Source organism: Komagataeibacter diospyri, assembly GCF_043995075.1.
Lineage (GTDB): Bacteria > Pseudomonadota > Alphaproteobacteria > Acetobacterales > Acetobacteraceae > Komagataeibacter > Komagataeibacter diospyri.
In genome coordinates, this window is sequence record NZ_CP171836.1 from 3,169,995 (window position 1) to 3,182,479 (window position 12,485).

The following is a 12,485-nucleotide window of genomic DNA, read 5'->3' on the forward strand; positions in this document are numbered from 1 at the left end:
CATGTGGAGGGGGGCATTGCGTTGACATTGCCCATGATCCTCCGCATGGTCCGCAGGCAATCAATACCAAAGGCCCCCGGCGTGCCCTGCCGGGGACGCCTGCCCAAGACAGGATTTTGCAAATATGACCGATACATCCCTTCAGAGCCAGATCGAGGCCCTGTGGGAGCGTCGTGAGACGCTGTCCACCGCCACCACCGGCGCTGACCGTGATGCCGTCGAGGCGGCGCTTCTGGCGCTGGATTCCGGCCGGCTGCGCGTCGCAACCCCCGGCCCGGCTGGCTGGGTGGTCAATGAATGGCTGAAGAAGGCTGTCCTGCTGTCCTTCCGCCTCAATGACAACCGGATTGTCGAAGGCGGCGGTGCGGGGGCACCCAGCTATGACAAGGTGCCGCTGAAATTCGCAGGCTGGGACCAGGCGGCGTTTGCCGAGGCAGGCTTCCGCGCGGTGCCGGGTTCCATCGTGCGCCGTTCCGCGTTCATCGCGCCGGGTGTTGTACTGATGCCCAGCTTCGTCAATGCCGGTGCGTATGTCGATAGCGGCACGATGGTTGATACATGGGTCACGATCGGCAGTTGCGCGCAGATCGGCAAGAACTGCCATATCAGCGGTGGCGTGGGCATTGGCGGCGTGCTGGAGCCGCTGCAGGCCGCCCCCGTCATCATTGAGGACGGTTGCTTCATCGGCGCGCGTTCGGAAGTGGCCGAAGGCGTGGTGGTCGAACGTGGCAGCGTGTTGTCCATGGGTGTGTTCCTTGGTGCTTCGACCAAGATCGTTGATCGTGCGACGGGTGAAGTCTTCATGGGCCGTGTCCCGGCCTATTCCGTGGTCGTGCCGGGCACGCTGCCGCCGCGTCAGGCGACCAGCACCGATGGCAAGCCACTGCCGTCGCTGGACTGCGCGGTGATCGTCAAGCGCGTGGATGAACGTACGCGTTCCAAGACCTCGATCAACGACCTGCTGCGCGGCTGACCGGTATCATGGGGGACGGCGGAATGGCGGATACGCAACACGATCCTGGCGGTGTTATCGCCCTGACGCGTGACCTGATCCGCTGTCCTTCCGTAACCCCCGATGATGGCTGCGGCATCACCGCGCTGGCCCGCGTGCTGGAACAGATCGGTTTCAGCGTCACCCTGCTGCCGTTTGGCGAAGGGGTGGCGCGCACCCCCAACCTGTTTGCCCGCCTTGGCGCAGGGCATCCACACCTGTGTTTCGCCGGGCATACGGACGTCGTGCCGGTGGGGGACACGGCCGCGTGGGCGCATGACCCCTTTGGCGGGGCAATACATGACGGTGTCCTGTTCGGTCGTGGCGCGTGCGACATGAAAGGGGGCATTGCCGCCTTTGTCGCCGCCGTCAGGCTGTATCTTGAACGCACGCCGCAGCCGCAGGGATCAATCAGCCTGCTGATTACGGGTGATGAGGAAGGCCCCGCCACCAATGGCACGGTACGCGTGCTGGAATGGATGGCGGCTGAAGGCCAGATTCCCGATTTCTGTCTTGTGGGCGAACCCACCAATCCCGCCGGGATGGGCGAAGTCATCAAGATCGGCCGTCGTGGCAGCCTGAATGCCCATATTACCGTGCAAGGCACGCAGGGGCATGTAGCCTATCCACACCGGGCGGATAATCCGGTCCATCGCCTGCTGGCGCTGCTGGGTGAACTGACGGCGGCCCCGCTGGATGACGGCAGTGAGTGGTTCGAGGCATCCAGCCTGCAGGTGACCAGCCTTGACGTGGGCAATACGGCCACCAATGTCATTCCTGCCCGGGCCGAAGCCCGGCTGAACATCCGTTTCAATGACCTTCATACCGGCGCCGACCTTGCGGGCTGGATCCGCACCGTAGCAATCCGTCATGCCCCCCGGGCGGATGTAGGTATCTCCATCAGTGGTGAATCCTTCCTGACCGAACCTGGCGCATCGGTCGAAGCCCTGCGTGCGAGCGTGCGTGCGGTGACGGGGCATGTGCCGAAGCTGGATACCGGCGGCGGCACGTCGGATGCCCGCTTTATCAGCCGTTACTGCCCCGTTGCGGAATTCGGGCTGGTGGGGGCAAGCATGCACAAGACGGACGAGCATGTCAGCCTGTCAGACCTGAAGCATCTGACGGCGATCTATACCGGCTTCCTTGAAAAGGTAATGCGTTAATGTCTGATCGCGGCATATCCCCCGAGCCGAATTCACCCGGACTTGGCATGATCCTCAAGGGAATGCTGCTGCTGGGGCGGGGCCGTGCGGAAGGCATCGCCTATTTTGGCAATACCCGCGATTCCGTTCTGGCCGCGCTGGCGCCCCGCCTTGCGCTATGGCTGGTGGGTGGCGGCCTGACCATTGGCACCGCCCCGCAGGCGATCAGTGGGGTGAAGGTGCTGTTCGCACTGTGCCTTATCCTGCTGCCTGCCGTTGTGACCCATGCGCTGGCGCGGCGGTGGAAGCGCGAAGGGCTGTGGCTGCGCTACATCACGGCGGCGTGGTGGACAGACTGGGTCACGCTGTTCGTGGGGCTGGCGGTGGCGCTGCTTATGGCGCTGGCCTCGCCCAAGCTGCTGGAATCCGCCACGGGGGCGATGATCCTGAATGGGGTGGAGTTCGGCTACAGCCTGTGGCTGACGTGGTACGTGGCGCGTATCGGCCTGCTGTTGCGGCGTGGGCAGGCGGTGGTGCTGGTGCTGGCGATACTGGGCAGCCTTGGGTTGCTGTCAATGGCGGTCGGTGTGCTTTCCCCGAACCAGCGTGCGTGGCATGACTTTCTTTATCCCCTGCTGGTGCAGCAGGGCCAGGGGTCTGCCCATCGATGAAAAACAGAAGTTTCCGGGTGTCGCCTGTTTTTAACAAGGCAGCGTCTTTCAAAGCTTTTTGAAAAAACTTCACCCAAAAACTTTTACTGGTTGGTGCACAGGTCAGCGGCTGAAGGGATTTTCCTCGTAGCCTACGCCGGTCAGGCACAGGCCTTCCGGTGGGGCGGTCGGGCCGCCCGCACGGCGGTCACGGGCTGCAAGGGCCTGTTCGACCCGTTCCGGTGCCCAGCGGCCTTCTCCCACCAGTTTCAGGGTCCCCGCCATGTTGCGCACCTGATGGTGCAGGAAGGAACGGGCTTCGGCTTCAATCACGACATGGTCGCCCTCGCGCCGTACATCCAGTCGGTCGATCGAACGCACCGGACTGCGTGCCTGACAGGCCGAGGCACGGAAAGACGTGAAATCATGCCGTCCTACCAGCAACTGGGCAGCAGTGTGCATCACATCGGCATCCAGCGCTGCACGGACATGCCAGACGTGCCCTTCCTCCAGCGCCGGGCGGGCGGCACGGTTGAGGATACGGTAGCGATAGGCGCGTGAGCACGCTGAAAAACGCGCATTCCAGTGCGGCAGCACCGGGCGCGCCATAAGTACCACGACCGGATGCGGCTTCATGTAGAAATTCAGTCCGTCCCGCACCGTGGCGCTGGACAGCGTGACATCGGCTGGGAAATCCAGATGCGCGACCTGCCCGCTGGCATGTACGCCGGCATCAGTGCGACCGGCGGTGATGCTGCGGACATCGCGTCCGGCTGTCAGGTTTTTCGCGGCATTCTCCAGAATACCCTGTATCGAGGTCAGGTGTTCCGCCTGCTGGCGCTGCCAGCCAACAAAGCCGCGCCCGTCATATTCGATCAGAACTGCCCACCGGCAGACCGATGGCGGGGCGGCGTCACCGGGACGCGCGGGCGGGGTTTCAGGCATCGGGCATCTCCAGCCCGAAACGTGTGCCGGGGGCGATGGCCTGCCCGCGCAGGAAATCGGCAGCATCCATCATGCCACGTCCGGGGCGTTGCAGGCGGGTGATGCGCAATAGCGAGTCTTTGCCACAGGTAACGCAAAGCCGGTCATCCACTACCATGCCAGGGACGAGCGGCATGTTGTAGGCCCGGGCAAGGTCCACCGCTCTGATCACCATCTTCTTCGTGTCGGAAGAATTAAAACTTAAACTGTATTCAAGACTTACCGCCCCGATCTTGATGACCTGACCATCAAGCGTGGTGAAGGTGCCCGGCCACGGGGTCAGGGCCCGCACCTGCCGGTCAATCTCGGCAGCGGGGCGGGTCCAGTCGATGCGCCCGTCCTCGCGGCTCAGGCGCTGGACATAGGTGACACCGGTGTCAGGCTGCGGCGTGCCGGGAAATGGTGGACGGCTCAGGGCATCAACAATCAGCCGCCCGCCCATGGCCGCAAGGTCGTCATGCAGTGTGGTGGCGGTGGTATGGTCGGTCAGCGTCACATGGTCACGCAGCAGCATGGCCCCGGTATCCAGTCCTGCATCCATCTGCATGATGGTAACGCCACTTTCCCTGTCACCGGCCAGAATGGCGGCCTGTATCGGGGCGGCGCCGCGCCAGCGTGGCAGCAGGCTGGCATGGATGTTCAGGCAGCCACGCGCGGGGGCGTCGAGCATCTCCACCGGCAGGATCAGCCCATAGGCCGCCACCACGGCGGCATCCAGCTTCAGGTTACGGAAATAGGCGTGTTCTTCCGTATTGCGCCGCAGGGACTGCGGCGTGCGGACGGGAATGCCCAGTTCCTCCGCCGCGACCTGCACGGGAGAAGGGCGCAGCTTCTTCCCCCGTCCGGCGGGGCGGGGGGGCTGGCTGTAGACGATTACGATGTCATGCCCGGCCTGATGCAGGGCGCGCAGGGCGGGCACCGCGAAATCAGGCGTACCCATGAAGGCCAGTCGCATGTCGTTGGGGTCCGTTCAGGCTGGGCAGGACCCGTCTGGCGCATTCAGGGTCCGGCAGGGGATCGCGGCGGGCGATTAGTGTTTCTGGCGCTGTTCCTTGGCCAGGCGACGCATGATCATGTTGCGCTTCAGCGCCGACAGATGATCGACAAACAGGATGCCTTCCAGATGGTCGATCTCGTGCTGCAGGCAGGTGGCCAGCAGGTCATCGGCTTCCAGTTCCTGCACCTTGCCGTCCATGTCCTGATACCGCACGCGCACGGCTTCGGGACGGATGACCTCGGCATACTGGTTGGGCAGCGACAGGCAGCCTTCCTCACGCACGGCCATGCCGTCCGTCTCGGCGATCACTTCGGGGTTGATCAGCACCAGCGGATTGCGCGCCTCGTCCCTGTCGGCCACGTCCACGATGGCGAAGCGCATGCCAAGGCCCACCTGCGGGGCCGCAAGGCCGATGCCGGGCGCCTGGTACATGGCCGCGAACATACGCGGGATGATGGTGCGCAGCTCGTTCATGTCCTCGGGGCGGACAAGGCGGGTTTTCTGGCGCAGGACCGCCTGGGGTGCGACCAGGATCGGCATGGGGGTCGCCTGAGCGATGACATCATGATCAATCATAGACTGCCATTTAGCGTGTCCCCACATGGGATACCAGAGGGGAGGCGGCCAAAATGCCATGGTGCGCGCATGGTGTCTTCCCCTTGCGCATGGCTATTATTCTCCCATATCGTGAAGGGACGGGATGCGGGTGCTGTTTCGGGTCCGTTTTTCGTTTCTTGTCTCGCTCGCAGCAGAGGAGGCCGATTTGTCGGGTAGAGTTTTCGGGTCACCCATGTTCCTCGGGTTTGACCATCTGGAGCAGATGCTTGAACGCGCGTCGAAAAACGCGTCGGACGGATATCCGCCCTATAATATAGAACAGGTCAGTCCCACGACCCTGCGCATCACGCTGGCAGTGGCGGGGTTCGTGATGGAAGACCTGCACATCACGCAGGAAGACAACCAGCTTGTCATTCGCGGTCGGCAGAGTGACGACGGGCAGGGGCGGATTTTCCTGCACCGTGGGATTGCCGCCCGCCAGTTCCAGAAGGCGTTCGTACTGGCCGAGGGAATCGAGGTCGGCGGGGCATGGATGGATAACGGCCTGCTTCATATTGAACTGGCCCGCCCGCAGCCGGAAGTCCGTGTGCGCAAGATCGAGATCGGTCATGGGCCCACGGCCTCTTCGTCGCGCGATCGTGTGGCGCCGGTGGTGGACGTACCGGCCGGGCGCAAGCAACGTGTCGTGAGGGTTATTGACGAGGAATAACAGCGTACGCCGTAATGTAACGGCCCATATTGCGATGCAGATGGGAAGGGACGACCGTCCCTTCATGATGCGGAGATAACGCGATGAGAGTTACAACACAGAATGGTCGGGTGCTGCTGCAGAATGATGTGGTGAATGCCGCACCGGTCATCAGCACGTCGGAACTGCGCGGTCTGGGCATGGAATCGGTGGCCTACATCCGCGCGGTGGAAGTAGAGGGCGAAGACGCGTTTGCCATCCATGCCGCCGATGGTACGCCCATGGCGGTGACCGAAGACTGGGAAACCGCCATAAACGCCATTCTCCAGCATGAAATGATGCCAGTGCCGCTGCACTAGGCATTTCATCACACCAGATAAGGCAATGGCCCTGTCCCGGTTTTCGGGGCAGGGCCATTTGCATTTGTGGTGCTGCCAGTCCGCGCGGGTCAGGCGGACTGGCCTGTCGTGTCAGCTGGCCTGACGCAGGGACGGGTCAAGCCAGCCGATATTGCCGTCCGGCCTGCGGTACAGCACGTTGATGGTATCGGTCTTGGTATTGCGGAAAAGCTGGATCTGGCTGTCCGCCAGGTCAAGGCGCATCACTGCCTCGCTCACGCTCAGGGCCGGGATTTCGGTCGGGTGTTCGGCAATGATGGTGGCGTAGGGGCCAGCGGGCGGCAGCGCCGCGTCCTCATCCTCGGCCACGCTGTCTTCCTCGGCGGCGGCAAGCGGTTCAGTCATGCCGGGACGCAGCACATAGCCACGACCGATTTCGGGTACCTGCTGACGGACCTTGAGGTGACCGTGATTCGTAGCCTTGCGGTGATAGCGGCGCAGGCGCCGGGCAATATGTTCGGCCGCGTCGTCAAAGGCGGAATGGGCATCCGCCGCTTCGCCCTCACCGCGCAGGGTCAGACCCCGCGTGGCGTGCAGGTTGATGTCACAGGTAAAAAACGAACGTGCGCGACTGAAGGTGACCCGGGCCTCCATGGCCTGCCCGAAATACTTTTCCGAAATGCGGTCCAGATGGGCGCTTACCCGGTGTTTCAGGGCATCGGACAGGTCGATCTGCTTTCCGGCAACACTGATGTGCATAAGGGGTAACTCCTTACATGATCACAACGCAGTCGCATGCGGGAGACGGAATACGGTCGTTTCAGTCAATGGTCATGAATTAAGGGGACGATCCTGCTCCCATGCGGGCTGCGTGCTGGTGGCGGTTGCGTTGTGCCTGTCGGGCACATGGTCCCGAACGGGTACATTTGGGCATGGTTGCACCGTGGCTGTCCATGCCTTCCTCGCATAAAAGACCACAGATTTCTCTATGGCTGCTCCCTTGTGCACGCCCCCTGTCACACAGGGAGGGCACGAACGGGCCTATAGCGTGAATTTTTCACCCAGATAGACGCGGCGCACATCCTCGTTCGCCACGATTTCCTCGGGCCTGCCTTCGGTCAGCACCTGTCCGCTGTGCATGATGTAGGCCCGGTCGATCACTTCCAGCGTCTCGCGCACGTTGTGGTCGGTAATCAGCACCCCGATGCCGCGATCCTTCAGGTGCGCGACAAGATCACGGATTTCACCGACCGCGATGGGATCAATACCGGCCAGCGGTTCGTCCAGCAGGATGTAATGCGGCTGGCTGGCCAGCGCACGGGCGATTTCCAGCCGCCGCCGTTCACCACCCGACAGGGCGAGGGAGGAGGAATGCCGCAGCCGGGTAATGCCGAATTCTCCCAGCAGGCCATCAAGCATCGTCTGCCGCCGGTCACGGTCGGGTTCGACAATCTCCAGGGCGGCCATGATGTTCTGTTCAACATTCAGGCCACGGAAAATGCTTGATTCCTGCGGCAGATAGCCAATACCCATGCGGGCGCGGCGGTACATGGGCAACTGGGTGATATCCGCGCCATCCAGCGTGATTGTGCCCATGTCGGGCCGCACCAGTCCCACGATCATGTAGAAGCTGGTGGTCTTGCCCGCGCCGTTCGGCCCCAGCAGGGCCACGGCTTCACCACGCTGGACCTGTAGCGAGACATCGCGCACGACCTGCCGCTTCTTGTAGCTTTTGCCGATGCCACTGGCGATCAGTCCCGTTTCGGCGGCAGGGACCGGCTGTCCGGTGGCGTCGGGCTGGTCCGCCGGGGATGTCTGGTTCATCTTGCTGATCCCTTGTCACCTTTGCCGGCCTGATTCGGAATGACCAGGCCACTGACCCGTGAGCCGGGGTTGTCGGTCAGCGTCGCGATATCGGTGTGCATGTTCACGATGGCCGAGGTGCCGCTGACCTGATTTTCCCCACGGGTGATATGCACGTTGCCAACCAGACGGGCAATGCCCGTATCAGGCACGTACACGCCCCGGTCGCCGGTTATGGTCTCGGTGCGGGTGCGGATCACGATATGGCCGAAGGCATCGACATGGTCGATCGTCCCGGCTCCGGGTGACGGGCGGTCGTCAACACTGGTTGCTGCGGGCCGGGATTTGTCATTGGGGTGGGTGGCATCCCAGTCGCGGCGTGCGTTGCTGCGCTGCGCCTTTGGCCTGTCATACCCGACCAGCACGTCCGCGCGCAGCTGCCGCCCGTCATTGGTGGTCATGGTGGCGTTGCCACGGGCGACCGACATGTGTTCGTGCGAATGGTATTCCAGCACGTCGCGCGCGGTCAGGATGTCCTGTGGCGTGGTCATTTTCAGGTGCTGGCCGGTCATGACCAGGATCGCCTGATCCACGTCGTATACGGCATGATCGCCCCATGCCTGGTCATTCGTGTTGAAGGAATGGACGTGCCCGATCGCTTCCAGCCGGTAGACCTCGCTGGCTCCGCCCGAACCGTTACCACCTGCATCGCCCGCGCCGTTGCCCGTTGCGGCGCCGGGCTGGCCGCCAGGCATGCCTGCGGGCGCCGGGGCGTCGGGCGTGGGCATGTCCTGCGGCAGGGTATCGGATGTCGTGGTCAGGCTGGTGTCCACATCGGAATCGGTGCCGACGGGGGCGGTTGGTGCTGCTGGTGCTGCCGACGTGGCCTGTGGTGTCGTGGCGGGCGGGGTGTCGCCTGCCGCCTGTGGCGCGTTATCGGTTATGTGGGGGCGGCGGGTTTCCAGCGGAGGAGCAACGCCCAGATGGGCCGCCAGTGGCGCATCGGCCGCGGGCGGCCCGGATGCGGCGGCCCGTGGCCCGGTGGCAGGCGGCGTGGCCTGCCCGGCAGCGGGCGTGGCCGCGGCCTTCTTGCGGTAGAAGGCGACCAGCCTGTCCGCCCGCACGGTCATGTCGCCACGGATGGCCTGTGCGCGGTCATAGGCAGTGACGGTCTGCGCGTTCTGGTCCCAGTCGAAGCCACCGGCGGCGGTGACGTTGATCTGCTGGCCGTGGGACATGTCCAGTCCCTGCGCCATGACGGGATGTGCCGCCACCAGTCCCACAAGGATGCCGCCAAGCGGCAGGCGGAATGTTGCGCGCGCCATCAGTTCGATCTTTCCGCTGCGTTGAGGATCATGCGGCCCGGCCCTCGAAACAGCATGACGCCGCCGCGTGTGTCCAGCATGCCGCCCTGTACGTCAATCTGCCCGATGGGCCCTTCGGCATGGATCCAGTCATCGGATACGACGATGTTGTGGCGCATGTCCATATTGGCCGAGGGGCTGAGCATGAGGGTCCCGTCATTGCGGTACAGCGTGACATCATGCGCCAGGTCCAGGATCTGCGCATGCTGGATATAAACGCCGTCGCGCGCGGTGACATACATCCAGTTTCCGTTATCCATCAATGTGTCGGCGGCCGGGTTGCTCAGGTCAATCCGTTCGGAGGAGACCTGGCGCGCCTCATCCGCGGTAATCATGTAAGGGCGGTTATGGTCATCCAGCCCGCGATAGGTGGGGTTGAGCATGCTGCCGCTTTTCACGCGCACATGGCTCATCTGCGCCATGGTGCCGGTATGCATGATGACCGCGCGCTGCACTGCGGGCCATGCGGCGATGGACCCCAGCAGGATCAGTGCCAGTAGCGGCAGCATCCACTTGGCCGAGCGCATGATGGCCTGCCGCCGGGCCAGGTCGGCGGCGTTGGGCAGCAGGCGCGCCCGTGCAGACTGGTCGAATATGCTGCGCTGGCGTTCGATATCGGCCGCGCTGCGGGTATAGTCCTCACGCTGGATGTGGTTGGGATCGGTCCCGTCGTCCCTGTCGTCCGGCTGTTCGGTCATGCAACGCCAGCACGCAGCAGGTCATGGAGGTGCAGGATACCGACAGGATGATTTTCATTATCCAGCACGAAGATGCTGGAAATGGGCCGGGGCCGGTCATTCATGATGCGCAGTGCCTCTGCCGCCAGCATGTCGGGGCCAATGATCTGGGGTTCGGCATTCATGATATCGGCTGCACAGGTGTGGTCCAGGTCCTGTTCCAGCGCAAGACGCAGGTCGCGGTCGGTAATCAGCCCGGTCAGCCGGTTTTTCATGTCCACCACGCCCATGCAGCCAAAGGCCTTGCGGGTCATTTCCATGATGACCTGTCGCACCGGCATGGTGGGAAGGCCCAGCGGCATGCTGTCGCCCGTATGCATAAGCTCACGCACCCGGCGCAGCTGTGTGCCCAGACGGCCGCCGGGATGGAAAATGCCGAAATCACTGGCGCTGAACCGGCGGCGCTGCAGCAGCACGACGGCCAGTGCATCCCCCAGCGCAAGCTGCATGGTGGAACTGGTGGTGGGCGCCAGCCCGTTGGGGCAGGCTTCGGGCGCATGGGGTAGCGGCAGTACGATATCGGCCGTGCGGGCCAGTGTGGAGTCCGGGCGCGATGTCATGGCGATCAGCAGCATGCCAAACCGGCGTGTGTGGGAAACCAGGTCGGCCATTTCCGCCGTTTCGCCGGAATTGGAAATGGCGAGTACCGCATCCCCGCGCTGAAGCATGCCCAGATCCCCGTGCGAGGCTTCGGCCGGATGCACGAAAATGGCGGGCGTGCCGGTGGAGGCAAGGGTCGCCTGGATCTTGCGCCCGATATGCCCCGACTTGCCAATCCCCGTCACGACCACGCGCATGTTGTCCGTCAGGATGCGTTCGACCGTTTCGACAAAGGCCGTGCCAAGTGCCCCCTGCCCATCGGGGCCGGAGGCTTCCATGGCGGCAATCATCGCCTGCAGGCCGGCGGATTCGGTGCGCAGCACGCTGCATGCTTCGTTGAGCATGCGGGCCTGTGCCTGCTGCACGCTTTCTTCAACGGCGGGGAGGGAAGGGGAAAGGCTGCTGTTCATGCCGGGTCTGTATTGTCATGAAATGGTTTCCGGTCAAACGCCGGAACCATTATTCAGGCTGCGCGATGCGCGAAAATGTCCGGATCCTCATATCCAAGGATATCCAGACGGGCGCGGGCGGGAAGGAAATCGTAACAGGCCTGCGCCAGTTCGCGACGGTTTTCACGGTGCAGCAGCGCCTCCAGCTTTTCCCACAGGGCATGCAGGTACAGCACATCGGATGCGGCATAGGCCCGCTGTTCGGGTGTAAGTTCCGCAGCGCCCCAGTCGGACGTCTGCTGCTGCTTGCTCAGTTCCACCCCCAGCAGTTCGCGGCACAGATGCGCCAGTCCGTGGCGGTCGGTATAGGTCCGCACCAGCTTGGAGGCGATCTTGGTACAGATGTTCGGCGCAACCGTAATACCAAGCGTATGCTGCAGGATCGCTACGTCAAATCGTGCGAAATGCATGAGCTTCGGAAGTCTGGGGTCGGTCAGTGCGCGCACCAGGTTGGGGCAGTCCGCCGCCGTGACGCCGGCAGGCACCTGCACCAGATGGGCATGGCCATCGCCCCCCGAAAGCTGCACAAGACATAGCCGGTCCCGGTGCGGGTTCAGGCCCATCGTTTCCGTATCGACGGCCACGGCGCCGGTAAACGTGACGTCGGCCGGCAGGTCGCCGCGATGAAAATGGATGGCGTCTGGGGCCGGGCTTACAGCCATATGGAAAATGCTCCGTCACGATATTCGGCTTCACGGTGGCAGGTCTGGAACGCAACCGCAAGGAAAGGCATTCGTTGTATCCCGATCCCACCGGCAGGGGGCATGGGAACCGTGGGCCTGCCTGTGAAATGGGTATTCGTGGGCGGTTTACACCAATTTGCGCAGGGAAACAGACAAAAAGATAACGGGGCAGTCCCGAGAAGGGCTGCCCTGACCATCCCCGGAGGGGAGTGTTACCAATTTTTCAGTGATGGTGCCCAGAAGAAGACTCGAACTTCCACGACCTTGCGGCCACAGGTACCTGAAACCTGCGCGTCTACCAATTCCGCCATCTGGGCTCAGAGGCTCCCCAGCGGAGGCCGCCGGGGTGGTGTGAGGGGTGTTTAGTCCGGCCCGGCGGTACGGTCAACAGGGTAAATGCATTTTTTTGAAAACAGGCGTATTTTTTCTTTTCTTCCCCTCCGGCAGGCCGGTGCGGGGGGTAAAATGGGAAAACGGTGGGGGCGCACTCATGCGCCACAG

General features: G+C 63.2%; 14 protein-coding genes and 1 tRNA gene. 5 read left to right on the plus strand and 10 right to left on the minus strand.

All coding sequences use genetic code 11. The annotated features are described in order from the left end of the window. Positions 1-124 precede the first annotated feature (124 nt). The 3 genes from dapD to ACE2AA_RS14805 are packed head-to-tail and all read left to right on the plus strand — an operon-like array spanning position 125 to position 2,804. Positions 125-973 (plus strand): 2,3,4,5-tetrahydropyridine-2,6-dicarboxylate N-succinyltransferase, encoded by an 849-nt coding sequence (gene dapD, locus ACE2AA_RS14795; RefSeq protein WP_141262182.1) that lies wholly within the window; start codon positions 125-127, stop codon positions 971-973. Between the two features lie 23 nt (positions 974-996). Continuing rightward, positions 997-2,154, plus strand: a complete 1,158-nt coding sequence (gene dapE, locus ACE2AA_RS14800; RefSeq protein WP_395370293.1) for a succinyl-diaminopimelate desuccinylase — start codon at positions 997-999, stop codon at positions 2,152-2,154. Next, positions 2,154-2,804: a hypothetical protein gene (locus tag ACE2AA_RS14805; RefSeq protein WP_193557712.1), complete on the plus strand. Its 651-nt coding sequence runs from the start codon at positions 2,154-2,156 to the stop codon at positions 2,802-2,804. The genes dapE and ACE2AA_RS14805 overlap by 1 nt, the downstream gene beginning before the upstream one ends. A gap of 102 nt (positions 2,805-2,906) precedes the next feature. On the opposite strand, the gene truA is transcribed toward ACE2AA_RS14805, so the two are convergent. From truA to def, 3 genes are all read right to left on the minus strand, one after another. Continuing rightward, positions 2,907-3,728 (minus strand): tRNA pseudouridine(38-40) synthase TruA, encoded by an 822-nt coding sequence (gene truA / locus ACE2AA_RS14810; protein ID WP_141262184.1) that lies wholly within the window; start codon positions 3,726-3,728, stop codon positions 2,907-2,909. Then, entirely contained in the window at positions 3,721-4,722 is a 1,002-nt protein-coding gene (gene fmt, locus ACE2AA_RS14815; RefSeq protein WP_395370295.1) for a methionyl-tRNA formyltransferase, read from the minus strand. The genes truA and fmt overlap by 8 nt, the downstream gene beginning before the upstream one ends. 75 nt (positions 4,723-4,797) lie before the next feature. Then, a complete protein-coding gene (def, locus tag ACE2AA_RS14820; RefSeq protein ID WP_141262186.1) occupies positions 4,798-5,340 on the minus strand; it encodes a peptide deformylase in 543 nt (180 codons plus the stop codon). A 214-nt stretch (positions 5,341-5,554) separates the two neighbouring features. Here def and ACE2AA_RS14825 point away from each other — a divergent pair, with 214 nt between their 5' ends. Beyond that, a complete protein-coding gene (locus ACE2AA_RS14825) occupies positions 5,555-6,031 on the plus strand; it encodes an Hsp20 family protein (RefSeq protein WP_141262230.1) in 477 nt (158 codons plus the stop codon). An 83-nt stretch (positions 6,032-6,114) separates the two neighbouring features. After that, on the plus strand, positions 6,115-6,369 hold the full coding sequence (locus ACE2AA_RS14830) for a DUF1150 family protein (protein ID WP_141262187.1): 255 nt from the start codon (positions 6,115-6,117) through the stop codon (positions 6,367-6,369). A 111-nt stretch (positions 6,370-6,480) separates the two neighbouring features. On the opposite strand, the gene hpf is transcribed toward ACE2AA_RS14830, so the two are convergent. The 7 genes from hpf to ACE2AA_RS14865 all read right to left on the minus strand — a co-directional run bounded on the left by hpf (position 6,481) and on the right by ACE2AA_RS14865 (position 12,301). Beyond that, positions 6,481-7,107: a ribosome hibernation-promoting factor, HPF/YfiA family gene (gene hpf / locus ACE2AA_RS14835; RefSeq protein WP_141262188.1), complete on the minus strand. Its 627-nt coding sequence runs from the start codon at positions 7,105-7,107 to the stop codon at positions 6,481-6,483. 282 nt (positions 7,108-7,389) lie between these two features. Next, a complete protein-coding gene (lptB, locus tag ACE2AA_RS14840; RefSeq protein WP_141262189.1) occupies positions 7,390-8,172 on the minus strand; it encodes an LPS export ABC transporter ATP-binding protein in 783 nt (260 codons plus the stop codon). After that, complete coding sequence (locus ACE2AA_RS14845; protein WP_141262190.1) at positions 8,169-9,476, minus strand: LptA/OstA family protein; 1,308 nt, start codon at positions 9,474-9,476, stop codon at positions 8,169-8,171. Before ACE2AA_RS14845 ends, lptB begins: the two co-directional genes overlap by 4 nt. Next, entirely contained in the window at positions 9,476-10,213 is a 738-nt protein-coding gene (lptC, locus tag ACE2AA_RS14850; RefSeq protein WP_141302362.1) for an LPS export ABC transporter periplasmic protein LptC, read from the minus strand. The genes ACE2AA_RS14845 and lptC overlap by 1 nt, the downstream gene beginning before the upstream one ends. Beyond that, positions 10,210-11,262, minus strand: coding sequence for an SIS domain-containing protein (locus ACE2AA_RS14855; RefSeq protein WP_141262192.1), 1,053 nt, complete (start codon positions 11,260-11,262; stop codon positions 10,210-10,212). Before ACE2AA_RS14855 ends, lptC begins: the two co-directional genes overlap by 4 nt. 53 nt (positions 11,263-11,315) lie before the next feature. After that, on the minus strand, positions 11,316-11,963 hold the full coding sequence (locus ACE2AA_RS14860) for a ribonuclease D (protein WP_395370300.1): 648 nt from the start codon (positions 11,961-11,963) through the stop codon (positions 11,316-11,318). Positions 11,964-12,214: 251 nt separating this feature from the next. Continuing rightward, positions 12,215-12,301: transfer RNA gene (locus ACE2AA_RS14865), tRNA-Leu, on the minus strand. Positions 12,302-12,485: the final 184 nt, after the last annotated feature.

Coding starts and splice junctions, on each gene's coding strand:
- lptC (WP_141302362.1), bottom strand. CDS start 10,213: ATGACCGAACAGCCGGACGACAGGGACGACGGGACCGATCCCAACCAC.
- truA (WP_141262184.1), bottom strand. CDS start 3,728: ATGCCTGAAACCCCGCCCGCGCGTCCCGGTGACGCCGCCCCGCCATCG.
- ACE2AA_RS14855 (WP_141262192.1), bottom strand. CDS start 11,262: ATGAACAGCAGCCTTTCCCCTTCCCTCCCCGCCGTTGAAGAAAGCGTG.
- dapE (WP_395370293.1), top strand. CDS start 997: ATGGCGGATACGCAACACGATCCTGGCGGTGTTATCGCCCTGACGCGT.
- hpf (WP_141262188.1), bottom strand. CDS start 7,107: ATGCACATCAGTGTTGCCGGAAAGCAGATCGACCTGTCCGATGCCCTG.
- ACE2AA_RS14830 (WP_141262187.1), top strand. CDS start 6,115: ATGAGAGTTACAACACAGAATGGTCGGGTGCTGCTGCAGAATGATGTG.
- dapD (WP_141262182.1), top strand. CDS start 125: ATGACCGATACATCCCTTCAGAGCCAGATCGAGGCCCTGTGGGAGCGT.
- lptB (WP_141262189.1), bottom strand. CDS start 8,172: ATGAACCAGACATCCCCGGCGGACCAGCCCGACGCCACCGGACAGCCG.
- ACE2AA_RS14860 (WP_395370300.1), bottom strand. CDS start 11,963: ATGGCTGTAAGCCCGGCCCCAGACGCCATCCATTTTCATCGCGGCGAC.
- ACE2AA_RS14805 (WP_193557712.1), top strand. CDS start 2,154: ATGTCTGATCGCGGCATATCCCCCGAGCCGAATTCACCCGGACTTGGC.
- ACE2AA_RS14825 (WP_141262230.1), top strand. CDS start 5,555: ATGTTCCTCGGGTTTGACCATCTGGAGCAGATGCTTGAACGCGCGTCG.
- fmt (WP_395370295.1), bottom strand. CDS start 4,722: ATGCGACTGGCCTTCATGGGTACGCCTGATTTCGCGGTGCCCGCCCTG.
- def (WP_141262186.1), bottom strand. CDS start 5,340: ATGATTGATCATGATGTCATCGCTCAGGCGACCCCCATGCCGATCCTG.
- ACE2AA_RS14845 (WP_141262190.1), bottom strand. CDS start 9,476: ATGGCGCGCGCAACATTCCGCCTGCCGCTTGGCGGCATCCTTGTGGGA.